Raw genomic sequence first — 26453 nt, 5'->3', positions numbered from 1 at the left:
AGATATTAAATATCGTTCCTTAACCCTTTAAATTCAGGCATTAATGAAATTAAATGCTTACTATACTCATGACGAGGGTGAGTAAATAATTCTTCACTCTCATTCACTTCTAATAATTGCCCTTTTTGCATGACCCCAATACGGTCACAAACTTGACGTATTACTGGTAAATCATGGCTAATAAATAACATTGTTAAATTTAATTCGTCTTGTAGATCCTTAAGTAGGTTTAGGATCTGTGCTTGTACTGATACATCTAATGCAGATGTCGGTTCATCACAAATTAATAGGCGTGGTCGTGTTGCTAAAGCACGAGCAATGGAGATACGTTGACGCTGACCACCAGAGAATTCATGTGGATATTTTACGCCCGCCATTCTGCCTAAGCCGACGTGATCTAATAAATCAAAGACGATTTGTTGTATCTCTGATTCACTGGCCGCTAATTTATGAAAGCGAATAGGCTCCGCAATGATGTCGTATATTTTCATACGTGGGTTCATTGATGTGTATGGATTTTGAAAAACCATTTGCATTTGACGGCGGAAAGGGCGTCGTTCACGCTCAGATTTGATGGCAGTTAAATCAATTCCTTCAAAGGTTATTTTGCCTTCGTTTGGTGGATATAATCCAGTGATGACTCGTGCAATTGTTGATTTACCTGATCCAGATTCGCCTACTAAACCAAAAGTTTCTCCTTCTTTGATAGAAAAGCTCACCGATTTATTCGCTTGTACGTATTCACGTTTACTTTCAAAGAACGAGTCTTTTGTTACAAATCGAAGGCTAACATTTTCTACATTTAATAATGGCCCTTTATAACTACGCTGTTCTTCACTTTGGCCTAACCAGTGATTCTTAAGGTCTAAAGCTTGATGTTCTTGTGCTTCTTCGATGTAGTTAACCAGAGGGAATCGAGCTAGCTTTCTATCAGAGCGAGGTACAGCAGAAATTAAACTACGTGTATATTCATGGTCTGGGGTACTTAGTACTTTACTGGTTTCGCCAAACTCGACTAAGTCACCTCGGTACATTACAGCTACTTTGTCAGTCACGTTAGAAACCACACCCATATCATGTGTCACTAACATACAACCCACATTTTTTTCTATACATAGATTACGAATCAAGGTGAGGATTTGATCTTGTATTGAAACATCTAAAGCCGTGGTTGGTTCATCGGCAATGATTAAATCCGGTTCACCTGAGAGTGCTATCGCGATAACAACACGTTGACGCATACCGCCAGAAAATTGATGTGGATATTGCTTGATACGAACTTCTGGCTCAGGAATACCCACTTGATCCATTAACTGAATTGCACGTTTTAGGGCTTCTTGATGTGTAACATTTAAATTAGCGTGGATTGTTTCAAGGAGTTGCTGTTCAACTGTGAACAAAGGGTTTAGTGAGGTCATTGGATCTTGAAAGATAAAACCAATTTTATTACCGCGCACTTTACGCATTTCTTCAAGGCTTAACCCTGATATCTTTTGATCATCTAGAAAGACTTCTCCACCCGCAATAACACCGGGAGGGCTTAATAGGTCAATGATTGCATTTCCGACCGTTGATTTTCCGGCACCTGACTCGCCTACCACACCGACTATTTCTCCGCGATTAATAGAGAAAGAGAGAGATTTAACTGCCGCATGTACGCCAAATCGCGAAGGATATTCGATACGTAGGTTTTTAACTTGTAGTAATGACATTTACTATTCCCTGTAAGTACAAAACTTACGATTTATTTAATTTTATTGACTCTGCGGTTTTGTGATTTATTTCGCATTTTTTTGTTTATTTATAACTTCATGTCATAAATATTTAATTTCAACCGTAATTTATGTGACCTGTGTCGACAATTGATTAATGTCGTTTTTGATGAGTAGTTCAAATTATTAGAGAAAATTAGCATACTTAATAATCAACAATAAGACGTATTAACCAGAGACCACGCACAAATCCAATTGCTTAAAATACGCTAGTCTTGTTTAGAGTCAATATTTTCTTACTGGTAAGAAGGGATAAATGCCCTATTGGCAATGGAGGAGGGGAAAATAAAAGGGCAGATTAAACCTATTAATAGGCCTAAAGTGACTGAAATATTCATTAAAATTGAGATTCAATGTTATATTAATGCCTATTTTATTTATTACTTGTTATTTTAGGTTTTTATGAAGCACCAACAGGCTCTCTTTTTACAAGAAATGGGAATAACTCATTGGCAGGTAAGAAAACCAGAATTATTTAAAGCAGAAAGTACCACTAAACAATTAAACCTTTCGACATGTAAATTATTAATTGTGTGTACCGAGCAAGATCAGCAACATAAATTAATGACTGCTATTGTTAGTGCTTTTTCTATTGATATTGATGATGTGGTTTTTTGCTCATTAGAGCAGTTCGAAAACCAGCAGGGCAGTTTACCTCGTTTGATATGGTCGACACTAGGAAAAATAAGCGTTGCTGCTAATACACAATTACTGCATTCACCTTCTTTAGCTGTATTGTCTAAAGATGGGAAAGCTAAAAAATTACTTTGGAAGCAATACTGTGACCATCTACAATAATCAATCTAAAATAGAGATTATCGCAATGGCAATAACTGACCTTCCTGAGGTCCTTGCCATTGAATCTTCTGCTCATAGCCATCCTTGGTCTGAAAAACTCTTCATTAGTAATTTTGGTAAACGTTATATTAACCATGTATTAATGGTCGAAGGTAAGCTCGCTGGGTACTTTGTAGCAAGTTATGTTGCAGGTGAGGTGACGCTTTTAAATATTGCCATTTCACCTGACCAACAAGGGCTAGGGTTAGGCTTTTCTTTATTAGATTATTTGAAAACATTATCTATCTCATTAGACCAACAAGAGATTTGGCTTGAGGTAAGAGAATCTAACCAAGCTGCGCTCAAGCTTTATCAAAAACTTGGTTTTGTTGAAGTGGATATTAGGCATGCTTACTACCCAACAGATAATGGTAGAGAAAATGCTATCATTATGTGTTGTTACTTATAATTGGAACTTACATGATTTCTAAAAACCAACTTAAACTTATTCATTCTTTAGAGTTAAAAAAACAGCGCAAAAAAACAGGGCTGTTTTTGGTGCAGGGTGAAAAAAATGTAAGTGAGTTATTTAACTCTGATTTTGAAGTTGTAAACTTATTTGCAACGCCTGAATATATTAATAAAAACTCAGCCTTATTATCACAAAAGCAACTCGTGTCATTAACAATAGAAAGCACTGCTGAAGAGTTGCAAAAAGCAGGTACATTAAAAACCAATAATACGGTTATTGCGATCGTTAAATCTAAAGCGAGTGAGTTACCTGACATTAAAAATAACCAATTAGTTCTGGTATTAGACCAAGTGGGAGACCCTGGTAACTTGGGGACGATTATACGTGTGGCCGATTGGTACGGTATTGAACATATTATTTGCAGTACGGATTGTGCAGATCTTTACAATCCTAAAGTTATTGCCGCAACGATGGGGTCTTTTGCGCGAGTTAAAGTGAGTCATACTGATTTATATAGCTACTTGTCAGCTCAGGATAAGCCAATTTATGGTGCTTTTTTGGAAGGAGAAAATATTCATAAAAGCAAATTAGTTGATAATGCTTTCATTGTCATGGGCAGTGAATCACATGGTATTTCTGAGCAAGTGGGTCAATTAATTACAGATAAGATCACTATTCCTAACTTTGGCCAAGCAGAATCATTAAATGTGGCAATGGCAACAGGAATTATTTTAGATAATTTTAAACGTTAATTAAAATTAATTTAGCTTTATCAATTTGTTTTAAAAGAACATTTTAAAAATCCGGTCTTTGTACCGGATTTTTTGTTTTTGGGAATAGTAAATTTAATTTAAAAAATTTGATTTTAATGATTGACAGTTAATAATGATATCTATTATCATTTAGTTGCTGGCAGAGAAACACATTATTAATTAGCTTCACTTAACGCATTTTCTTCGTCCAGGTGAATGTAAAGTGAAATAATAAAGGCATTAATAATAAGTTGTTTTTTTGTATATTAACTTAAAAGGATGTCCTACCTTTTACATTAATAGTAACAGCACCTTCATTAAGGTAACGCACATTGCCGATGATGAATATTAACCGGCTTTTATCGCACAGTGAGGGACGGTTAAAGATAAACTGATAAATGTTTATCGCCATCACAGAAAGCTCTATCTGTTGATGAATTGGTATAATTAATATTGCAACTATAAAGGCGGGGGGTTGGAGTAGTTGCAATATTAATCCCACATTATTGTTTACTGAACTATTTACTGACTTCTTCTAATTCACACTTACACTTCTTACACAAATAAACAGTCCCTTTTTTAATTTTATTATGACGACGGACTGTTAATTGATGCTCGCTACATGCACAACGGTATAAAAATAACTTTCCTTGAACATCACTAATATCTAATTGATGTGTTGTATTAGCAGGTAAGTTAAAGACCTGAGTCATAATATATTGCCATTCTTTACCATGAGGCTTTACTCGGCCGTATAATTGATAGGTGATTAGGTGAGCAATTTCATGCGCAACGACTTCTTTAATAAAAATCGCTTTATTTTGATGGTATAAAATCGGATTAAAGTTGAGTAGGTTCTTTTGCAAGTGTGCGCTACCGGCACTACGACCTCCCTGATTGAATAAATAACCTGGGCGCTTAAAGGCGCGATCGAAAAAGCACTCCGCTAAAATGAAACAATCTTCACCTTTAACTGCAAGTGCTTTTTTATCTTCAATGCTTAACATTGCGTTCTATTTAAATACTAGCCGTTAAAATGCAGCTGCTTTTAAAGCTTCTACTTTATCTAGCGATTCCCAAGGGAATTGCTCACGACCAAAGTGACCATAAGCTGCTGTTTCTTGGTAGATTGGTTTAATCAGGTCTAACATTTCGATTAAGCCATATGGGCGAAGGTCAAAGTGTTCACTTACTAGGCTTACGATTAACCCTTTTGCCACTTTTTCAGTACCGAATGTTTCTACACTAATTGATGTTGGCTCAGCAACACCAATGGCATAAGAAACTTGAATCTCACAACGGTCAGCTAAACCAGCAGCAACTATGTTTTTTGCTACGTAACGTGCTGCGTATGCGGCACTACGGTCAACTTTTGATGGATCTTTACCTGAGAATGCACCACCACCGTGACGAGCAGTACCGCCATATGTATCAACGATAATTTTACGACCTGTTAAACCACAATCACCTACTGGACCACCAATAACAAAGCGACCTGTTGGATTGATATGGAATTTAGTACGTTCAGATAATAGATCTGCTGGTAGTACTGGTTTAATAATCTCTTCCATTACTGCTTCAACTAAGTCTGATTGCTTAATATCTTCACGGTGCTGTGTTGATAATACAACCGCATCGATACCTACAATTTTACCTTGATCATAAGCAAAAGTTACTTGGCTTTTTGCATCTGGGCGTAACCAGTCTAGTTGACCACTTTTACGTACTTCAGCTTGTTTTTTAACAAGACGATGTGCATAAGTAACAGGAGCTGGCATGTAAACTTCAGTTTCATTAGTCGCATAGCCAAACATTAAACCTTGGTCACCAGCACCTTGCTCACGTGGGTCAGAGCGATCAACACCTTGGTTGATATCTGGCGATTGTTTACCAACTACATTTAATACAGCACAAGAATCTGCATCAAAACCCATTTCTGAACTAGTGTAACCAATATCACGTACTGTTTTACGTGTAATTTCTTCAATATCAACCCATGCATCAGTAGTGATTTCACCACCTACCATTACCATGCCTGTTTTTACATAGGTTTCACAAGCAACACGTGCTTTAGTATCTTGTTTTAAAATTGCATCAAGTACTGCATCAGAAATTTGATCTGCGATTTTATCTGGATGACCTTCAGAAACTGATTCTGAAGTAAATAAGTCACGTGACATGTGAACTCCTATTCGGGCTATATGAATTAAAAACTTTGGATGTTTGAACATCTAGACGTCTATAATACATTTTTTTACATGATATGACAGCATAATATTTTAAAATAATTTAGAACTGTTTGTACTTTTTAGTGGTCATAACCTTTTAAAAATTATGCGTATATTCCCTTAAAGATAAACTAGCGATGAGTTATACTCCCGTCATTTTTATTTTGTGGTTATATTTTCCCTGTTTATTCGAGATCGTTTATGCCTTTACAATTCCAGTTTAAAAAGTTTTTCTCACTCATTAATAAATTGCCTCGTTTACACTTTTGGCTGCTTATTTTACTGTTTGTTATATTAATTCTGATTAGCCTTATTCCGCATCCAGAGGCATCCAATAAAAAAGTAACTAAAGAGTTGGTTTTACCAGAAAATATTTCAACTCAAGTAAAAAAATCAATTGCGGTTCCACAAGGGCAGGGCAGTGTTGAAAGTAATAATTTATACCCTGAGTTCTCTGGCAATAGAGAAGCGGTTATTACCATTAAATCGGGCGATACGTTAAGCCAGATATTTTCTGATCAAAATATACCGGCAGCTAATTTACAAGAAGTATTAGAGGCCGATGCAGAGCATATTCGATTGGCTAATTTACTTCCAGGGCAAGAAATACACCTTCAAATTGGTCCTAAAAATGAATTATTAGCTCTGAAGCTAGTCATTGACCGCGCAACGACATTAAGTTTTGTATTAAAAGATGGAGAGTACCTGTCTAAGATAGAAACAAAAAAAGGTGAGTGGCGTAATAATTATTACCATGGAACGATCAATGGCAGTTTTTATGTCAGTGCAAAAAGAAGTGGCCTTACTTCTAGTCAAATTCAACAAATCTCTAATGCTTTACAAGATAAGTTGGATTTTAAACGGCTACGAGCAGGCGATACGTTTAAATCGCTTGTTGCTAAACAATATATTGAAGGGGCTTATGCCAATGAAAGTGAAGTATTAGCAGTGATTATCGAAAGGGGATCAACTGCGTATACGGCATTTTTAAGCGATGATGGTCGTTATTATGATAAAGATGGCATGGGCTTAACTAAAGCTTACCGTCGATACCCAGTCAATGGCCGCCCTAGAATAAGTTCTCCTTTTAATCCTCGTCGCCTTCATCCTATTACTAAACGTGTTCGTCCACACAACGGAACTGATTTTGCCGTTCGTACAGGAACCAATGTATACAGCATTGGTGATGGTGTCGTTTTACGAGCTGGTTATCACCCCGCTGCAGGTAATTACATTGTTATCAAACATGGCCGAAAATACACTACGCGTTACTTACATTTGAGCAAACGTTTAGTGACAAAAGGTCAGCGAGTTGCGATGGGGGAGTTAATTGCTAAGTCAGGTAATACGGGAAGTTCTACTGGTGCGCATCTACATTATGAATTCCATATTAACGGTAAGCCTGTTGATGCGATGAAAGTGTCTCTGCCTCTTTCTCAAGAAGTGCCTGCCAATAAAATTAAAGCCTTTAAGGCAACTCGTGACCTAGCATTAAAGGAAATGGGAGAGTTATAAAAGAAATAAAAACTGCTTAATTAAGGATGCTGCCTTGATTAAGTGATTTCTCGTTAATTTATAAAGCCTCAATTATATTTACGTATAATTGAGGCTTTTTCATTACGTAATAGATAACGTATGGTGTAAATGAACGATTTCTAATAGTTGATCTTCCCGCTCAAAGCGACTCTCAATAACCTCACCTAACCTAGAAAGATCTTGATCAAAATTTAACATTGCTTGATCAGATGCATCTTCTGCATAGGTATCATTAAAGTTTAATGCAATGTCTGTTGTGGTGGTGATACGCGAATACAGCTCTTGTGCAATTTTAAGGTTTTCTTCCCCATCTAGTTTAGATTGCGCAATGATTTGATGATAAATTTCAAAATGCCCTGTGGATGCATAATCTAATAATAATTGGCAGAACTCAGTAATTAAAGCTTGTTGCGGTAACCCTTTTTTTTGATCTTGGTAAGGGGGAAGCCCTGCGAGTTGGCAATATAAAATAACCAATTTTTGACGAGCGTCTAACCAGTTATCTATAATAGAAAGTGCACCACCCCATTCCTCTTTTGCTTGTTTAAGTTTATTAAGCATGTGGCCTCCTATAAAGGTATATTTGATAATAGAAGTGAATGACCTTCTAATTTAAGCATATACTTTTGTTTAAAAATTACTGTGACCTTATACCCATTGTAAGTTTTTACAAATTTAAGAGATTATTATTAACCTTTAATGCACCTCATCTATTTGCGTTATACTATGTTAATTTAGTTTGAATTGAGTAATAAAATGAATCAGGTGATCGAAGAAAACGAGCAAGAAGCATGGTGGTTTATCGTTTCTCAAGGCAAGTTAGTTGCCTTAGATAAAGGGGAATTAATCCCTTTTGGTAGCATCAATGATTTACCATTTCCTGAAGGGGCAACAGTGAATAAACGTTTACTTGGTGAGTATAATGGTGCTTCTTGTTATCTTGTTGAACTTGATGATTTTTTAGATGTTGGGTTAGGCGACTATGTTACGCTTCGCTCTTTGTTGGGCAGAGTGCCTGACCTATTGTTTGACATGTCAGGGCGCGCTTTACAGATTGCATTATTCTATAAAACTCATCAGTTTTGCGGTCAGTGTGGTCAGAAAATGCAGGAGATTGATTGGGAAATTGCAATGAAATGTTATCATTGTCAACATCGAGCTTATCCACGTGTCTCACCTTGTATTATTGTTGCTATTCGCAAGCATAAACAAATTTTATTAGCATTGCATAAACGTCATCAGCAAAGTAATTACCCTGTTTATACAACCTTAGCGGGTTTTACTGAAGCAGGGGAGTCTCTAGAGGCCTGTATTGAGCGGGAAGTCTTTGAAGAAGTTGGTATTAAAGTTAAAAATATTCAATATGTGAGCAGTCAACCTTGGCCTTTTCCTCATTCCTTGATGATGGGATTTACTGCTGATTATGCTTCTGGAGAAGTGTGTGCTGACACACATGAATTAGTTGAAGCAAATTGGTATGATGCTGATAACTTACCAATCATGCCAAAGCATGGCACAATTGCGCGAAAATTAATTGAGAAAACATTAAAGCGATGTCGTTAAGCTAGGGCTTGGATATCGGATTGATAGGAATTACCAAGTTTATTTATAAAACGACTGTAGTATTATCTATCAATAATTTGGAATGACCACGTAAAACTATCAAAGTTAAAGTAAAAAAGGTTACTAATGACAGAATTAAAAAACGATCGCTATCTTCGTGCTTTGTTAAAAAAAGAAGTAGATAAAACACCAGTCTGGATGATGCGTCAAGCTGGCCGTTATTTACCTGAATATAAAGCAACTCGAGCACAAGCTGGTGATTTCATGTCATTATGTCGCAGTGCAGATCTCGCTTCAGAAGTGACTTTGCAGCCGCTTCGTCGTTTTGACTTAGATGCGGCGATTTTATTTTCTGATATTTTAACGATCCCTGATGCAATGGGCTTAGGTTTATATTTTTCAGAAGGTGAAGGCCCAAAATTCGAACGTCCTATTAGTTGTAAAAAAGACGTTGATAACTTGATCATGCCTGATCCAGAAGGTGAGCTGCAGTATGTAATGAATGCCGTGCGTGCTATTCGACGTGATTTAAAAGGTGAAGTGCCATTAATTGGCTTTTCAGGTAGTCCATGGACACTAGCAACTTATATGGTAGAAGGAAGTAGCTCGAAAGCCTTTACTAAAATTAAAAAAATGGCCTTTGCAGATCCTCAAATTTTACATGCTTTATTAGACAAATTAGCGGACTCAGTCATTGCTTACTTAAATGCTCAAATTGAAGCTGGCGCGCAATCAGTGATGGTCTTTGATACATGGGGCGGCGTTTTATCACCTCGTGATTACCAAGACTTCTCATTACAATATATGCATAAGATTGTGGATAATTTAAAGCGTTCACATGAGGGTCAAAAAATCCCTGTTACTTTATTTACTAAGAATGGTGGACAGTGGATTGAGAAGATCGCTGACACGGGTTGTGATGGCATTGGCTTAGATTGGACAATTGATATCAAAGAAGCAAAAGCACGAGTTGGCTCACGTGTTGCCTTGCAAGGTAATATGGACCCTTCTATGTTATATGCTTCACCAGAACGTATTCGACAAGAAGTTGCTTCTATTTTATCTGGTTTTGGTAGTGGTACTGGCCATGTTTTCAATTTAGGGCATGGTATACATTTAGACGTACCACCAGAAAACGCTAAAGTCTTTGTTGATGCGGTACATGAATTAAGTGTGCCTTACCATAAATAATCAATTCATAAGAAAAAGCATACCTTAAGTTAAGGTATGCTTTTTCTAGTAGTCCTTTTTTTATTCTTCTCTTAAACCTGCATATTATTACCCATTCCTATAGCAAAATAGTCACATAATCTTGCCGCTTGATAATATTTGCTTACTAATCTCATTTTTTTGCATCTTATTTTAACAAAACGAATAAAAATGCTTTCAATTCGGGTAGAATGCCGCGCATGTTCAATTAGTTTTGGAAAAACTGAATAATTGAATGTTTCACCGATGAAAACATTAACCGAGGAATGTGGAAGATAATGGAAAATAGCCGAACAATTAAACGAGCACTAATCAGTGTTTCTGATAAAACTGGTATTGTAGAGTTTGCACGAGAGTTAGCGGATAAAGGCGTTGATATTTTATCAACAGGTGGTACTTGCAAACTACTTGCAGAAAATAACATTAAAGTGACGGAAGTTTCTGATTACACTGGATTCCCAGAAATGATGGACGGGCGTGTAAAAACATTACACCCTAAAATTCACGGTGGCATTTTAGCACGTCGTGGTATCGATGAAGATATTATGGCTGCTAATGAAATTCAAGCAATTGATATGGTTGTAGTTAACCTATATCCATTTGCTGCAACGGTAGCAAACCCTGATTGTACATTAGAAGATGCAATTGAAAATATCGATATCGGTGGACCAACAATGGTTCGCGCTGCTGCAAAAAATCATAAAGATGTAGCGATTGTTGTTAATGCGTCTGACTACTCACGCATTTTAACTGAAATGAATGAAAACGAAGGTAGCCTAGTCTACAAAACACGTTTTGACCTAGCGATTGCTGCTTATGAGCATACAGCACAATATGATGGCATGATTGCTAATTACTTCGGGACTATGGTACCAAGTTACGGTGAAAACAAAGAAGGTGATGAAGAATCTAAATTCCCACGTACTTTCAATGCACAATTCCAGAAAAAACAAGATATGCGTTACGGTGAGAACTCTCATCAAGCTGCCGCTTTTTATGTTGAAAATAATGTTCAAGAAGCGTCTGTTTCAACTGCAACTCAATTACAAGGTAAAGCATTATCTTACAATAACATTGCAGATACTGATGCTGCCCTTGAATGTGTTAAAGAATTCTCTGAGCCAGCTTGTGTGATCGTTAAGCATGCGAACCCTTGTGGTGTAGCAGTTGCAGGTACTATCCTGGATGCTTATGAAGGGGCTTACAAAACAGACCCAACATCTGCATTTGGTGGCATTATTGCATTTAACCGAGAGTTAGATGCTGCTACAGCAGAAGCAATTACATCTCGCCAATTTGTTGAAGTTATCATCGCGCCTTCTGTGTCTGATGAAGCTGTTGCAATCATTACTGCTAAAAAGAACTTACGTTTATTAGTTTGTGGTGAGTGGGCTGATAAAACCACTGAATTCGACATTAAACGTGTAAATGGCGGATTATTAGTACAAGATCGTGACCAAGGCATGGTTGGATTGGATGACCTGAAAGTTGTGTCTAAACGCCAACCAACAGAATCAGAAATGAATGATCTACTATTTAGCTGGAAAGTAGCTAAATTTGTTAAATCAAATGCGATTGTTTACGTTAAAAATAGTACAACAGTGGGTGTTGGCGCAGGTCAAATGAGCCGTGTTTACAGTGCTAAAATTGCAGGTATTAAAGCAGCAGATGAAAACTTAGTGGTTGAAGGTTCTGTAATGGCATCTGATGCATTCTTCCCATTCCGTGATGGTATTGATGCAGCAGCAGAAGCGGGTATTAGCTGTGTGATTCAGCCTGGTGGTTCGATGCGTGATGACGAAGTTATCGCAGCAGCAGACGAGCACAACATGGCAATGGTATTTACAGGCATGCGTCACTTCCGTCATTAATCTGACTTACTGGAAGTGCTGTCGTCTGGGGATACTCAGGCGTACAGAATACTTTTAATCTATTTTATTTGGTGGCAATTTTGCCGCCTTATTTATATATACGATAAAATTAATTCTTAGCTAACTTGTTGATCTGGATGAATATAGCTTCTTGAATGACAACAAGCAGAATATGTAAGGAACAAAAATGAACGTATTAATTATTGGTAGCGGCGGCCGTGAGCATGCATTGGCATGGAAAGCAGCACAAAATACAGAAGTTAATAATATTTTTGTGGCACCAGGTAATGCTGGTAGCGCACTAGAAGATAAAGTCACTAACGTTAATATCGGCGTGGAAGAAATTGACGCTTTAGTTGCTTTTGCAAAAGAAAATGATGTTGAACTAACTATTGTTGGCCCTGAAGCACCATTAGTGATTGGTGTTGTTGATGCTTTCCAAGAAGCGAACTTAGCTTGCTTTGGTCCAACACAAGGCGCGGCACAACTAGAAGGCTCTAAAGCTTTTACTAAAGACTTTTTAGCACGTCATGATATTCCAACAGCTTGGTACCAAAACTTTACTGAAATTGAGCCAGCTTTAGCCTATGTTCGTGAAAAAGGTGCTCCGATTGTGATTAAAGCCGATGGCCTTGCTGCTGGTAAAGGCGTGATCGTAGCAATGACATTACAAGAAGCGGAAGATGCTATTCAAGATATGCTAGCGGGTAATGCATTTGGTGAAGCAGGGCATCGTGTTGTAATTGAAGAGTTTTTAGACGGTGAAGAAGCTTCATTTATTGTGATGGTTGACGGTAAGAACATTGTCCCAATGGCAACAAGTCAAGATCACAAACGTGTTGGTGATGGTGATACCGGTCCAAACACAGGTGGTATGGGCGCTTATTCTCCAGCACCAGTAGTAACGCAAGAAATGCATGATCGTATTATGGACTTAGTGATTCGTCCTACAGTGGAAGGAATGGCTGCGGAAGGTAATACCTACACTGGTTTTTTATATGCTGGTCTAATGATCATGGCAGATGGCACGCCTAAAGTGATTGAATACAATTGTCGTTTTGGTGACCCAGAAACACAACCTATTATGCTGCGTATGAAGTCTGACATCGTTACCTTATGTCTAGCAGGCGTTAATGGCGAACTTGATGGAATGGTTGCAGAGTTTGATTCACGTGCTGCCATTGGTGTTGTATTGGCTGCAGGCGGCTATCCTGGTGATTATACTAAAGGGCATGTCATTTCTGGTATTCCACAGGAAGCGGAAGGTCTTAAAGTATTCCATGCAGGTACTGCTGAAAAAGATGGTCAGGTCGTAACAAGTGGTGGGCGTGTACTTTGTGCGACTGCACTTGGAAATACAGTGACAGAGGCGCAACAGAAGGCTTATCAGCTAACTAAGCAAATTACTTGGGATGGCATGTTCCATCGTAATGATATCGCTTACCGTGCGATTGCGCGTGAGAATGACCAATAAGCTTTAATACCAATTATATTAAATAAGTGATCTAAATTTTACGCAGAAAAAATGACTTAGTTTAAGGCGTAATTTGAGTTAAATAGTTGTTCTATTTGCGAAAATTACAACGAAGAAATAAGTTATTTTAGCAAGTAAAATAGATCAGTTAATTAGTGTGATTGGTATAATTAATCGTTTCAATTAAAGCGCATACAAAAAGCCCCGTTATCTTTAATCACAAAGATAACGGGGCTTTTTTAGTTTGTACTCTGTGCTTATTTCTCAATAAGCTACGTTAACTTAAGAAGCAATACGTACAGGCGTTAATACATACCTATTAGCCCATGCCGCAATAACATCGGCAGCATATTGAGCATCTTCTTTTCTGGTCAGTAAATGATCTGCATTATCTAAGCTAACAAAGCTTTTTGGATGAAACGCCGCTTGGTAAATTTTTTCAGCTTCTCTAATGTTAACAGTGCTATCAAGAGGTGAATGCATCACTAATAAAGCACGTTTTAGTTTACTAATATGTCCGTTGCCGTAACTATTAATATCATCTAAAAATTGCTTTTGTATAGTAAAGTCACGTCCAGCTAAGTTTACTTTTGCCGCGCCTTTTGTATTGATCTCTTCAATATGGTCAGAGAAGTTGTGTGCTACATGGGCAGCATCTGAAGGAGCTCCAATGGTAACTACTGCAACAGCTTCTGGCAGCTTATCAGCTACGCCTAGCACAGCGGCTCCACCTAGACTATGACCGATTAGCAACTTAGGTGCTTGGTACTCTTTACTGAGAAAGTCTGATGCAGCAACAAGATCACGTACATTAGATGAAAAGTTAGTATTTGAGAAATCACCGGCGCTACAACCTAGCCCAGTAAAATCAAAACGGAAAACAGCAATTCCCTTGGCCGTTAGTGCTTTACTGATGCGGGCTGCGGCCGCGACATCTTTGCTACAGGTAAAACAATGGGCAAATAGCGCGTAAAATTTAATGTCAGATGTTGGTGTGTCTAAAACACCGCTAAGCATGTTACTTCCATTAGTAAATTCTACTTTTTGGCGCATGCTGGACTCCTATAAAAATGTTGAGTTATAAAAGGGTCTATTAGATCACATTTTAAAGAGAATTAACATGAATATAGGAGTTATTTAACATTTTTGAAACAAAAAGATTGATAAGAAGGGAATACATTAAAATGGATATAAAAAAACCCTCTAAGAAGAGGGTTTTTTATAATTAAACATTAACAATAGGGCATACAGAGTATGACAACAATAATGATTATTTGTTTACAGATTCTTTAAGTGCTTTACCAGCAACAAAAGCAGGAACGTTAGCTGCTTTAATTTCAATATCTGCGCCTGTTTGTGGGTTACGACCTGTACGTGCTGCACGATGATTCACTTTGAAAGTACCAAAGCCGATTAGTTGAACTGGTTCGCCATCTTTTAAGCTATCAGTTACGCTAGCTAAGATTTGTTCAAGAGCTGCTTTAGCCTGTACTTTAGTAAGGTCAGCTTTTTCTGCGATATCTGCTACAAGTTGAGTTTTGTTCATTATTTGACTTCCGTTAATATAAAAAAATACGTGATAGTTTAAACACTTATTTAATGTATTGCATTCATTCCTAGCAAGTAAAGCATAAACATAGTTAAAATGCTAGAAGAAGCCATTTATTTACTTAAGTGTGTTAAAAATCACACAATTTTAAGAGGTTTTAGTTTAATTTATGACGTTGCAATGCCAATACTGGTTTCATTTAATCCACGGATATAATCTCGAATAGACTTGATTAATGTAGGGCTACGTTCATTATCAAGCATCTTTAAAATGGTCTTTTGTACTTCCAGTTGCTCAATAAATAACGGCTCTATTAGTAATTCAGCTTCATCAATTTCCTGATCTGTTTGTAATTCAATAAAACTAGCAATCGTTGCAAAAACAGTTTGGCTTGCATTTAATGCTTCTTCTGGTGATTTAGTGGTGAAGGAGTTGAACACACATTGTGTAATAACACAGTAATCAATCGCAGGGTAAACGCCGAAGAAGTCATGATCTTTACTTTCTGGAACAATAGCATTGAAGTTTTCTTCTTGGATCGTGAAGTTTACTTTTGCGCCTTTAACAGTTAGTTTTTCCCAAAACAGCTGTAATATATTATCAGCAATAACATCATTATCACTTTCTATTGCTTGACTGAACATTTTAAAGTGAGCAATATTTTGCTCTGCTAGCGCCATACAAAATACACTTTGTTGCCAAGCTTGTAAGTTTGTTAATTGATTATTGATAGGAAGAGATAGCATAATTGTCCTATTTGCATCTTCAAAAGAGGTTAAGATTATAGGCAATTTTTGTTGTTGTCTTTAGATATTTTATTTTTTGTAATTAGCTATCAGCTATTTTGAAAAAAACAGATAAAAAAAGCGACTATCGAGTCGCTTTTTGGTATTTAGAGTTCGTTAAAATTTAGCCCATGCCGTATTTTTTTAATTTTTTACGAAGTGTGCCACGGTTAATGCCTAGCATAGTTGCTGCACGCGTTTGATTACCACGAGTGTATTGCATGATGATATCTAACATTGGCGCTTCAACCTCTGCCAATACTAACTCATACAGTTCAGTAGTGTCTTGACCGTTTAATTTTGCAACGTAACCAGAGACAGCTTGGCGTACTGAATCACGTAATGGACGTTGAGTTATTTGCCCTGTAGCTGGAATACTAGTAGTCGTTGTTAGTGCTTCTTGAGAAATATTTTGTTCAAACATGGGTATTAACTCTTTTAATTACAATTGATTTAAATAACTTTCTAATACGTTTAACTGCTCACTAGGAGTGTCGATCGCATTAAATTTTCGCTTAAAATAACCTAACCTATCTTGCTCTTGTAAATACCATCCTACGTGCTTCCTAGCAATTCGTGGCCCCATTACTTCACCATAAAAAGCATGTAAAGCTTGTACATGTTTTAATAGTATTTCAGTAATTTCCATTTGCGGTAAACACTGGGCATATTGCCCTGTATTTAAGTAGTGGTTAATTTCATTGAATATCCAAGGTGCACCTTGTGCGCCTCGTCCAATCATGATGGCATCTGCTCCAGTATGATCCAGCACATATTTGGCTTTCTCGACTGAAGTTATGTCACCATTAGCAATCACAGGGATTGTTACATTCTCTTTAATTGTTTTTATCGTGTCGTATTCAGCTTCACCTTTAAAAAGGCATTGGCGAGTACGACCGTGCACTGATAGTGCTTGGATACCAGCTTGTTCAGCGATCTGTGCAATCTCTAACCCGTTTCTATTCTCTGGATCCCAGCCGGTACGAATTTTTAAGGTGACAGGAACATCAACAGCATCAACAACACTTTCTAAAATAGCTTTCACTAATTCAGGATGGGGTAGTAATGCTGAGCCTGCCTTTTTTTTATTCACTTTTTTGGCTGGACAACCCATATTAATATCAACGATCTGAGCGCCTTGTTGCACGGTTAGCTGTGCAGCATTTGCCATTGCAAGCGGATCTGCGCCTGCAATTTGTACAGAACGTATACCTGATTCATCATGGTAATCCATTCGTAACTTAGATTTTGTACTATTCCAAACGCGTGGATTAGATGACAACATCTCCGATACCGCTAATCCAGCACCTTGCTTACGACAAAGTTCTCTGAATGGGCGATCGGTAACTCCAGCCATAGGAGCTAAAATAAGGTTATTGTCTAATTGGTATTGTCCAATGCGCATATTCTGACCGTTCTCTAAGTTAAGGCGGCGTAGTTTACGCACTTTTTCAATCAGAATAAAGGTTAATTATTAACCATTTTAAAATTATTTCGCTTGCATATTAAACAATTATTTGCTGTTGCTTTATTTAGGTGCATTTATAGCGAGTTATTGGAAAATAATTAACCATTTTATATTCGAACAACACTATTGTGGTGTGGATAGTCGCTTAAGCGTGTTTGATACCAGATAAGCGTGCCCACTCATCCTTAATTTTAGCAGAGTCCATATCAAACCATTCACCGTATACAGAAATTAATTCATCAGCTTGTTGCTCTAAAATGCCAGATAAAGCTAATTTCCCTTGCGGTTTAACTAAACATTCAATATTACTAGATAGTTCACGTAAAGGTCCGGCTAGGATATTGGCAACCACTACATCAGCTAATAGGCCTTGAGGCGCATCTTCTGGTAGGTATAACTCAAGTTGGTCAGAGACTTGATTGCGCTCGGCATTATCACGGCTAGCGGTTATTGCTTGTGGGTCAATATCAATACCAATAACACGTTTTGCCCCTAATTTAAGCGCTGCAATGGCTAATATCCCTGAGCCACATCCAAAATCGATAACCACTTTATCTTGTAGATCTTGTGCATCTAACCAAGCTAAACAAAGTGCCGTTGTCGGGTGTGTACCTGTACCAAATGCAAGCCCTGGATCGAGCATGACATTAACAGCATTTTCATCTGGAACTGGTTTCCAACTTGGGCAGATCCATAGGCGCTCACCAAATTGCATTGGGTGAAAGTTATCCATCCATTCCCTAACCCAGTCTTTATCTTCTAATTGTTCGATTTTAAATGCAAAGTCCTCAGCAAGTAGGTCGCTACTTTTTAGTAAGGCAATAACAGGTAGAAGGTCTGTTTCAGCATCGTATAAACCGGTTACATCAGTATCTCCCCAAAGCCTCGTTTCTCCTGGCATAGGTTCAAAGATAGGGGTGTCTTCTGAATCAGTAAAAGTGGCAGACAACGCGCCGTTGTCCATTAACAATTCGCCAATTGCCTCTGCATTTACGTTATTTGCATTTAGTTTAAGCTGGATCCAAGGCATGATTTTCTCTTTTTATGTGTGTAGGTAAATAAGCCTTAAGAATACAATGAATTCAGTGATTAATATAGCACTTGCCTGAGTTGATAATGGAAATGGATAGTTATATAAACGTTAGTGATTTTTATGCCTTTATTTTTTTATTACCTTATTTTGTACTGTGTCATTATAAAGTTTTTATAGCGTATTTCTGCCACTGGCGATTTATTATACAATGATTATGCTATTCCCCCCATTAAATACTAATATCATAACGATATAACCGATAGCGCGATATCATCAGAGTTAGGTCATTTTAAACTCATAAATTTAAGTAGAGCACTTATTTACTTTAAAATTTTGTTAGAATTAAGTCCTCTCTAATATAAGCTCAATTATTTTTATCAATGATTCCCTTATTCATTGCATTATTTTTTATTACAATTTCAATAGCTTACAGGTAAGGTATAACAATGAATAAAATAGTGATCATTGACGATCATCAGTTATTTTTACACGGATTAAAGTTAACATTAGAAAATGAGAATAATAGCGTTACCACCTTTGATAGCCCAACTAAGGCATTGGCAAGCATAAAACAGATTCAACCAGACCTTATTTTAATGGATTTATATATGCCAGAAATGAGTGGATTAGCCATGATAAAAGCATTAACCGATACTGATTTGGCTTATCCTGTTGTTATCATATCTGCTTGTGAAGATTATTATGACTTATACAGTGCTCTACAGAAGGGAGCTATGGGGTTTATTCCAAAATCTGATACGCCAGAAAAAATGATAGATGCGTTAGATAGAGTGCTGGAAGGGGAGCTTTTTTTACCACCGAATGTGGCTTTAGAAATTGATAAAATAGCGGAGTTGGCGATAGTTAATAAACAACGTTTCAATTTATCAGAGCGCCAGCTGCAAATTTTACAGCTTATTTCAGAAGGCAAAAGTAATCGAGAAATCGCTGATATCTTATGTATTTCTCCTGACACGGTAAAATTTCACCAAAAAGGTTTATATACATCATTATCTGTTTCTGGCTCATCTAGTAGACTTAAAGCCGTTGAAAAAGCATTGCATTTTGGTTTAATTAAACTTTAGTTTTTATTTTAGCAATTGTGTTAATAAAAACCTTAATGAAGCTGGTTTTACTGGTTTATGCAGTATTTTATAATTAATTTTTTTTGCTAAGTCTTGTACTTCTTTAAGTTTATTTGGATCTGCTTCCCCAGTTAGCAAAATGGCCGGTATGGCATTTATATTTTTGATCGCTTTAATAACATCTAATCCTGTTTGTTGAGTCGAAAAACGATAATCAGTAATCACTAAGTGATAACTTTTTAAATTAAATTGTCGTAAGCCCGCTTCTGCAGTATTAGCACAATCTACCTTGTATCCCCAATTTTCAAGCAACATACTTAAAGCACTTAAGATCCCTTGGTCATCATCAATAAGTAAAATATTAAAGTTTGCGGGCGTATTTGCTAAGTTGTTTAAATTGGTTGGTATAATGATATTTCTAGCTAAATTTAATGTAATACTGAAACAGCTACCATTATTATCTGTAGTGACTTTAATATTGGTGTTACATAATTGTGCTTTACGTTGTGCAATAGGGAGCCCTAAACCAATCCCCTTACTTTTGTTATGTAAAGGGTTATCAGCCAATGCAATTTCATCAAACAAACTACCGATTAGTTGATCGGGGATCTTTGCTCCCTGATTCCACACTTGTAATAAGGCCTTACCTTGATAGCGGCGCACACTTAATAATACTTTGGCTGTTTTTTTTGATGAGCTGTGTAGCAGGGCATTATTTAACAATGTATCGACTATTTCGGTTAAAAGGCGTTGATCGCTGGTTACTTGCATCTCAGGTAAATGAACGCTTATTTTCATTCCACTCTGTTTCGCTATAAATTGGTTTTTTTTGATTAACGGAGATAGGGTACTTACCAATGAAAAGTCACTCACATTGACTGTCATGGTACCTGAGTCTAAACGCGAAAGGTCTAATAATGCTGATAACCAGCGGTCGATATCTTCTGAAGCAAGCTTTATATTTTTGGCGAGTTGATAATGTGGCGATAACTGTAATTTATTCTCTAATAATTGCCCGTATAAAGACAAGCTACTCAGTGGTTGTCGTATATCATGAATAATACGATTTAAGTAACGGCTGGTTTTAGGTGAAATAATCTCTTCTTGTGGTTTTATCGTCATTTTTCGTGGGGGCTTTTCTTTACTATTGTGTAGTTGGTTCCCCGTAGTGATAAAGCATAATGTAAATAAAAATAGACTATTAAACAGTAGCGCGAAAATATCCATATTTATTGCAACGGCCGTTAACAAATAACAAGATACAACGAGAATATTATTGATAAACAAATATCTTGTATTAAATGCCAAGAGGTAATGATAAAAAAATGGGAATAAGAGTAGTAAAGACAGCAAATCATGACCAGTTTTCTGCTCTTGACCATAACTGTTAATAGAGATAAATAAGGTTAATAAAGAGCAGGTTATGGGGGTTATTATATGTATGTATTGGTTATGATTTCTAATTAACCCAATTAATAAGCTTAATGAGAGTACTAATAAAGATAATGGAAAATAATAGGAACTAGTAAAGACCGGAGAAGACTCGAAAAACGTATAACTTTGTACGATTCCAATTAGAAAAAATAAACACAGTGAAGATACAATCGCCAAATTAAACGAACGGAGCGATTGCCACTTTAATTGGGAGCTTGACTGATTTTGCATTTATGTCTTCCACTTACAAATACATGACTTACGCATTATCTATGTAATTAAGCGTAATCCAAAGTAAAATATTGATAGGAAACCATGCGATGAATAAAAAAAAGCCTAACAAAGTTAGGCTGCCTATTAAGATGCATTTTTACAAAAACATTTATTGGCTCAAAGTGGGTTTATTACTGTACCTTGATTACTCAAAGTGAGCTTAGAATGCCTTAATCAATATAAAAAAGTAACTACCCACGCGGGTAGTTTTATTCACTTATTGTGGGTAGTTGGTACAAGGTTAATCTTTTATAGCGAATTGTGAAGCGCTTTGTAGAGCAAATGAGTAGCCTTTTGCCCCCATTCCGCAAATAACTGCACAAGCTACATCTGATAAGTAAGAATGATGTCTAAATGCTTCTCGTTTGTGAATGTTTGATAGATGTACTTCAACAAATGGAATCGCCACACCCAATAACGCATCGCGAATAGCGACACTGGTATGTGTGAAAGCTGCGGGGTTAATAATAATAAAATCAATCTCGTTAGCGCTCTCATGGATTTTTTCAATGAGCTCATATTCGCGATTAGACTGTAAATGAGATAGCGTAATATTTAACTGTTGTGCTTCTATGGTTAAAGCATCAATGATATCTGTTAAGGTTTGGCTTCCATAAACTTCAGGCTCTCGTTTGCCCAGTAAATTAAGGTTAGGTCCATTTAATACTAATACTTTCACTTTATATTCCTTTGCATATTGAGCTTATAAAAAAACTCCCCGGTAACAACGAGGTTAACGAGGAGTTTAGCGAGAAAGTACTCAATTTGCTATCTATGTAAATTGAAGTTATGCAATCTCTTGATTTTCTTTGATTAGTTTATCTACTACGCTTGGGTCAGCAAGTGTTGATGTATCACCAAGTTGATCGCTTTCACCCGTTGCAATTTTTCGTAAAATTCGGCGCATAATTTTACCTGAGCGAGTTTTAGGTAAGCCTTCTGCCCAATGAAGGATATCAGGCGTAGCAATTGCACCAATTTCTTTACGTACCCACTGTTTAACTTCAGCATATAGTTCAGGTGATGGGTATTCTCCGGCATTCAAAGTGACGTAAGCATAAATACCTTGCCCTTTTATTTCATGTGGAACACCTACCACCGCAGCTTCTGCTACTTTAGGATGAGACACTAATGCACTTTCTATTTCTGCGGTACCCATTCGGTGCCCTGATACATTTAATACATCGTCTACACGGCCTGTGATCCAGTAATAACCATCTTCATCACGGCGAGCACCGTCACCAGTGAAATACATATTGTCGAAAGTTGAAAAGTAAGTTTGCTCAAAACGTTCATGGTTGCCATACAGTGTACGCATTTGTCCAGGCCAGCTATCAAGCATCACTAAGTTACCTTCAATGGCTCCTTCAAGAATGTTTCCTTCGTTATCCACTAAAGCAGGTTGAACACCAAAGAATGGACGTGTTGCTGAACCAGGTTTTAAGTCCGTTGCACCCGGTAGCGGTGTGATTAAAATGCCACCTGTTTCTGTTTGCCACCAAGTATCAACAATAGGACAACGCTTATCGCCAATTTTATCGTAATACCACTGCCATGCTTCAGGGTTAATAGGCTCCCCAACAGAGCCGAGTACACGTAAAGTGCTACGAGACGTGCCGGCAATCGCTTCATTGCCTTTCGCCATTAATGCACGGATGGCTGTTGGCGCAGTATAAAGTAGGGTTACATTATGTTTATCAACAACTTCACTCATACGAGATGTCGTTGGGTAGGTAGGCACACCTTCAAATAATAATGTTGTTGCGCCATTTGCAAGTGGACCATAAACCAAATAACTGTGTCCCGTTATCCAACCGACGTCCGCTGTACACCAATAAATATCGCCTTCTTGATAGTCAAAGACATACTTAAAGGTCATTGCTGCGTAAACTAGGTAGCCGCCAGTTGTATGTAAAACGCCTTTTGGTGTGCCCGTTGACCCTGAAGTGTATAAGATAAATAGTGGGTCTTCTGCATTCATTGCAACCGGTTCACATTCAGTAGGTTGTGATTGAGTAACTTCTGCCCAGTCTAAATCTCGGTCTTCAAACCAAGCAACATCACCACCAGTGTTTTTGAAAACGATAACACTTTCAACACAATCGGTACCATCTCGTAATAGTGCTTCGTCTACATTGCCTTTTAATGGAACCGTTCGTCCGCCACGTCGACCTTCGTCGGCTGTAATAACCAGTTTAGATTTACTATCAATAATACGTCCTGCAATGGCATCAGGAGAAAAACCACCAAATACAATAGAATGTACCGCGCCGATACGTGTACAAGCTAACATTGCAACAGCTGCTTCTGGGGTCATTGGCATATATAAACAGACTACATCGCCTTTTTTAATACCTTGTTCTTTTAATGCGTTCGCAAATTGACACACTTGTGTATACAACTGATTATAAGTTATTTTGGCATCTTGATCGGGAGTATCACCTTCCCAAAGTAAAGCAACTTGATCACCTTTTGTTGCTAAGTGTCTATCGATACAGTTTACTGATACATTTAGTTCACCGTCTTCAAACCATTTAATATCTACATTTCCAGGTGCGTATGAACTATTTTTTACTTTGCTGTAAGGTTTGATCCAATCTAAGATTTTTCCTTTATCACCCCAAAATTTTTCCGGATCTTCAATAGAAAGTTTGTAATCCGATAGGTATTGATCGTTTGTTAACAAGCTTTTTTGTGCTAACTCAGGTGAAACTGGATAAATACTTTGTCCGCTCATTCTTTACTCCATTATTGCAAAATAATTAATATTTAAGTTTGCGTTACTAACCACATCACTATCAACATTACCTAATAAGTTGATTTTCATTCTAAAGGAGTGAGAAATTAGTTATTGTGAGGTATGCCTCTGTTGTTAAATAAATGTTAATTCTCATTAACTTAGCTAAAAAATTGCGATCAATATCAATTATTTTATTTAGTTTATGAGCTAATGAAACATCTTTTTTATTGTTTTCTGCAGTATTTACTAAGCTATATGTAGCGTCTTTTATTTTTAATTATTAAAGACTTTATCTCTGTGCAATTTAAGCCTGTGGAGTAGTTTATGCCTTATAAACAGAGTGGCTATGTTGTCTTATTAACCACGGTTATTTTAAGCTTCGCTGGTATTCTTTACACATCGAATATGGTTTCTTTGCAAGTTATCGATAATAAAGTATTAGCGAATCAATACCGAAGCAGTGAAGCATTCGTGAATAGTGAATCAGGAGTAAACCTGATATTAAATAAGTTAAGCTCTGCTGACATGACGATGGATATGCTAAATTCATTGCCTTTTAGTTATCCAGAAAACAGATCTTCTCTATCCTATAATGTTGAAGTCGACCGCATCGGCAATCATAAATTATCTATCTCTTCTATTGGTCGAAGCTCGGACAATAGTGCCTTTCGTGAAATAACATTACAGGTTTATTATAACTTATCATTCAATGTGCCGGATGCGCCGCTACTTAGTAATGGGAAATTGTTAATCGATGCTGCTAACTCAATCAATGATGGTTGCGAAGGTTTGTCTGTTGATGATTGCAGTTCGCCAGGCAGTGTTTCTAATCATCTTATTATCAGCAACCCTCGGGTTATCGATGCTGAGAGTGATGAAATAGAGGATAACCCTGATTTAGCACAGTGTTTATATTCTCCCTCAAGTGAACAAAGCAATATGAATGTTATTGCTAATCAAGCGATTCAAGGCCAGCTCCTTGACTCAGAAGGACATTCACGCATTAAAAAGGTAGTGAATAATAACTGGGGAAAGGCGGAAGTGAGTGGTGGAGAAGTATTTAATCACATGTCACCGATCGCTAATCTCAATCAACCTGAGTCACTTTTTGAATACACTTTTGCTACCAAGTGGAGTGAGGCACAAAAAACACTGACAAACACACCTTTAGTCGCCGATATTGATATGACATTGACCGCAGGTGTCGGTTGCGCTCAACAATTAAAAAATATTGATCAGAATATTAATGTTATTTATATAAAAGGTGATTGCGAAATCAGTGCTTCAGCACTTTCTGCAGTCGGTACTTTTACGATTGGAAGTACAACATACCCTAAAATGCTACTGATGGATGGAGGTAAGTTTATTACTTCTGAGAATGCGCAAGTTTCAGTAAATGGCATCTTGTATTTGTTACCTAAAGTTAACGATATCGTCGATGAGAATGGTGATCTCGTGTATGTCGATGGCGTAAAGCAAACTTACAGAGAAAAAGTCATTGATCTCGCTAAAATCAACGTAAATGGCTCATTACTAAGTGAGTATGATTGCTCTATTAGTAGAGCTGGTTTATCTGTTAGATACGATAAAGACAAACTAAATAGGTTGTACCAACACATGGGAATGACCCCTACTAGTAGTCGTTATCAATTAGTGGCTGGTTCATGGAGGGATTTTTAATGTTTAAAAAAGTCCAAGCCTTTTCTCTGATCGAAATTTTAATTGCACTGGTTATTGTCAGCCTAACGGCGGCAAATATGTATGGATTGCAACAAAAAGTATCATTTCAACAAGGTGATAATATTAGTTATGTTGATGCTATTTCTGTGGCTACTAAAGAGATAGAAAAAGCCTTAAGTGTTAATGATATAGAAACATTAATGGCTTTAAGTGAGGGAAAAAATACTAAACTTCAATTAGCTAATACGATCTTTGAACAGTCATGGTCTGTACATGAGGTTGGTGAGCGATATGATGCAGGTGATGCCTTTAAAGAGGTTTGTGTAGTGTTAACTTGGGTTAGCCGTACCCAAAGAGAACAGGTTTTTCAGCATTGTGTACAAGTTAATTTGGCACAAATAACAGGGGAGGAGGAACAAGGTACTCAAGCATCCAAAGCGGTTATTTTTTCTGAGTTCGTAGATCAGGAGATTGAGTATTTTAACGTTAATAAGCAATATCTAAACGGAGATCTAGTCATCTATGATAGTTACTTTTATCAAAGCTTATCTGACTCATCTACAAGTGGCATCGCCCCAACACTCGCTAATGATCATTGGCAAAGACTCGGAAAAATTGATAATCCACAGGCACTTTCAAATCTTGACTCATAAAGCTTATGCCTTTGTTATGATTTTGTGATAAGTAAAATATTTTCGATATGTTATTGTAGCGTCTTATTAATATTTATACTTATTGAGTGCGGTTAACTG

At 37.1% G+C, this 26453-nt stretch carries 23 protein-coding genes and 1 pseudogene; 11 read left to right on the top strand and 13 right to left on the bottom strand.

Translation table 11 applies throughout. From position 1 onward, the window contains the following. Window positions 1–5: 5 nt before the first annotated feature. On the bottom strand, window positions 6–1712 hold the full coding sequence (locus tag V6256_RS07115; RefSeq protein WP_341597383.1) for a dipeptide ABC transporter ATP-binding protein: 1707 nt from the start codon (window positions 1710–1712) through the stop codon (window positions 6–8). 462 nt (window positions 1713–2174) lie between these two features. Between V6256_RS07115 and V6256_RS07110 the strand changes: the two genes are divergently transcribed. From V6256_RS07110 to V6256_RS07100, 3 genes are read left to right on the top strand one after another with little or no spacing between them, the layout of a single operon-like run. Then, window positions 2175–2570, top strand: coding sequence for a DNA polymerase III subunit psi (locus V6256_RS07110; RefSeq protein WP_341597382.1), 396 nt, complete (start codon window positions 2175–2177; stop codon window positions 2568–2570). After that, window positions 2554–3018 (top strand): ribosomal protein S18-alanine N-acetyltransferase, encoded by a 465-nt coding sequence (gene rimI, locus V6256_RS07105; protein WP_341597381.1) that lies wholly within the window; start codon window positions 2554–2556, stop codon window positions 3016–3018. The genes V6256_RS07110 and rimI overlap by 17 nt, the downstream gene beginning before the upstream one ends. 11 nt (window positions 3019–3029) lie before the next feature. Further along, on the top strand, window positions 3030–3773 hold the full coding sequence (locus V6256_RS07100; RefSeq protein WP_341597380.1) for an RNA methyltransferase: 744 nt from the start codon (window positions 3030–3032) through the stop codon (window positions 3771–3773). 518 nt (window positions 3774–4291) lie between these two features. Here the strand turns inward: V6256_RS07100 and V6256_RS07095 are convergent. Continuing rightward, entirely contained in the window at window positions 4292–4780 is a 489-nt protein-coding gene (locus V6256_RS07095; RefSeq protein ID WP_341597379.1) for a SprT family zinc-dependent metalloprotease, read from the bottom strand. 24 nt (window positions 4781–4804) lie between these two features. Continuing rightward, window positions 4805–5953, bottom strand: a complete 1149-nt coding sequence (gene metK, locus V6256_RS07090; RefSeq protein ID WP_341597378.1) for a methionine adenosyltransferase — start codon at window positions 5951–5953, stop codon at window positions 4805–4807. Window positions 5954–6202: 249 nt separating this feature from the next. Between metK and V6256_RS07085 the strand changes: the two genes are divergently transcribed. Next, window positions 6203–7516 (top strand): peptidoglycan DD-metalloendopeptidase family protein, encoded by a 1314-nt coding sequence (locus V6256_RS07085; protein WP_341597377.1) that lies wholly within the window; start codon window positions 6203–6205, stop codon window positions 7514–7516. A gap of 102 nt (window positions 7517–7618) precedes the next feature. On the opposite strand, the gene rsd is transcribed toward V6256_RS07085, so the two are convergent. Next, window positions 7619–8098: a sigma D regulator gene (gene rsd / locus V6256_RS07080; protein WP_341597376.1), complete on the bottom strand. Its 480-nt coding sequence runs from the start codon at window positions 8096–8098 to the stop codon at window positions 7619–7621. Window positions 8099–8293: 195 nt separating this feature from the next. On the opposite strand from rsd, the gene nudC reads away from it, so the two are divergent. The 4 genes from nudC (at window position 8294) to purD (ending at window position 13654) form a co-directional block, all read left to right on the top strand. Continuing rightward, window positions 8294–9100 (top strand): NAD(+) diphosphatase, encoded by an 807-nt coding sequence (nudC, locus tag V6256_RS07075; RefSeq protein ID WP_341597375.1) that lies wholly within the window; start codon window positions 8294–8296, stop codon window positions 9098–9100. Between the two features lie 126 nt (window positions 9101–9226). After that, complete coding sequence (hemE, locus tag V6256_RS07070) at window positions 9227–10291, top strand: uroporphyrinogen decarboxylase (RefSeq protein WP_341597374.1); 1065 nt, start codon at window positions 9227–9229, stop codon at window positions 10289–10291. A gap of 296 nt (window positions 10292–10587) precedes the next feature. Next, the gene (gene purH, locus V6256_RS07065; RefSeq protein WP_341597373.1) at window positions 10588–12180 is read left to right on the top strand and encodes a bifunctional phosphoribosylaminoimidazolecarboxamide formyltransferase/IMP cyclohydrolase; all 1593 of its coding nucleotides are present in this window, start codon (window positions 10588–10590) and stop codon (window positions 12178–12180) included. A 187-nt stretch (window positions 12181–12367) separates the two neighbouring features. Beyond that, entirely contained in the window at window positions 12368–13654 is a 1287-nt protein-coding gene (gene purD, locus V6256_RS07060; protein WP_341597372.1) for a phosphoribosylamine--glycine ligase, read from the top strand. A 309-nt stretch (window positions 13655–13963) separates the two neighbouring features. Here the strand turns inward: purD and V6256_RS07055 are convergent. From V6256_RS07055 to prmA, 6 genes and pseudogenes are all read right to left on the bottom strand, one after another. Beyond that, a pseudogene (locus tag V6256_RS07055) lies at window positions 13964–14707 on the bottom strand (alpha/beta hydrolase family protein); the annotation flags it as partial. A gap of 217 nt (window positions 14708–14924) precedes the next feature. Next, the gene (locus V6256_RS07050; RefSeq protein WP_113820039.1) at window positions 14925–15200 is read right to left on the bottom strand and encodes an HU family DNA-binding protein; all 276 of its coding nucleotides are present in this window, start codon (window positions 15198–15200) and stop codon (window positions 14925–14927) included. A gap of 170 nt (window positions 15201–15370) precedes the next feature. After that, entirely contained in the window at window positions 15371–15949 is a 579-nt protein-coding gene (locus V6256_RS07045; RefSeq protein WP_341597371.1) for a YjaG family protein, read from the bottom strand. Between the two features lie 163 nt (window positions 15950–16112). After that, on the bottom strand, window positions 16113–16412 hold the full coding sequence (gene fis, locus V6256_RS07040) for a DNA-binding transcriptional regulator Fis (RefSeq protein ID WP_025563271.1): 300 nt from the start codon (window positions 16410–16412) through the stop codon (window positions 16113–16115). Between the two features lie 18 nt (window positions 16413–16430). Beyond that, window positions 16431–17393 (bottom strand): tRNA dihydrouridine synthase DusB, encoded by a 963-nt coding sequence (gene dusB, locus V6256_RS07035; protein WP_341597370.1) that lies wholly within the window; start codon window positions 17391–17393, stop codon window positions 16431–16433. A 208-nt stretch (window positions 17394–17601) separates the two neighbouring features. Then, the gene (gene prmA, locus V6256_RS07030) at window positions 17602–18486 is read right to left on the bottom strand and encodes a 50S ribosomal protein L11 methyltransferase (RefSeq protein ID WP_341597369.1); all 885 of its coding nucleotides are present in this window, start codon (window positions 18484–18486) and stop codon (window positions 17602–17604) included. Window positions 18487–18935: 449 nt separating this feature from the next. Here prmA and V6256_RS07025 point away from each other — a divergent pair, with 449 nt between their 5' ends. After that, window positions 18936–19574, top strand: coding sequence for a response regulator (locus tag V6256_RS07025; RefSeq protein WP_341597368.1), 639 nt, complete (start codon window positions 18936–18938; stop codon window positions 19572–19574). 3 nt (window positions 19575–19577) lie between these two features. Here V6256_RS07025 and V6256_RS07020 read toward each other — a convergent pair whose 3' ends face one another. The 3 genes from V6256_RS07020 to acs form a co-directional block, all read right to left on the bottom strand. After that, window positions 19578–20696: an ATP-binding response regulator gene (locus tag V6256_RS07020; protein WP_341597367.1), complete on the bottom strand. Its 1119-nt coding sequence runs from the start codon at window positions 20694–20696 to the stop codon at window positions 19578–19580. Between the two features lie 826 nt (window positions 20697–21522). Continuing rightward, a complete protein-coding gene (gene aroQ, locus V6256_RS07015) occupies window positions 21523–21960 on the bottom strand; it encodes a type II 3-dehydroquinate dehydratase (protein WP_341597366.1) in 438 nt (145 codons plus the stop codon). 108 nt (window positions 21961–22068) lie between these two features. Next, window positions 22069–24018: an acetate--CoA ligase gene (gene acs / locus V6256_RS07010; RefSeq protein WP_341597365.1), complete on the bottom strand. Its 1950-nt coding sequence runs from the start codon at window positions 24016–24018 to the stop codon at window positions 22069–22071. A 327-nt stretch (window positions 24019–24345) separates the two neighbouring features. Here acs and V6256_RS07005 point away from each other — a divergent pair, with 327 nt between their 5' ends. Both V6256_RS07005 and V6256_RS07000 read left to right on the top strand, forming a co-directional pair. Further along, entirely contained in the window at window positions 24346–25701 is a 1356-nt protein-coding gene (locus V6256_RS07005) for a hypothetical protein (protein ID WP_341597364.1), read from the top strand. After that, window positions 25701–26354: a type IV pilus modification PilV family protein gene (locus V6256_RS07000; protein WP_341597363.1), complete on the top strand. Its 654-nt coding sequence runs from the start codon at window positions 25701–25703 to the stop codon at window positions 26352–26354. The genes V6256_RS07005 and V6256_RS07000 overlap by 1 nt, the downstream gene beginning before the upstream one ends. The last annotated feature ends 99 nt before the right edge of the window (window positions 26355–26453 follow it).

This window comes from Psychromonas aquatilis (genome assembly GCF_038155185.1).
Lineage (GTDB): Bacteria > Pseudomonadota > Gammaproteobacteria > Enterobacterales > Psychromonadaceae > Psychromonas > Psychromonas aquatilis.
The sequence above is the reverse complement of the archived record's forward strand: the minus strand, read 5'-3'. Positions and strand labels throughout refer to the sequence as shown.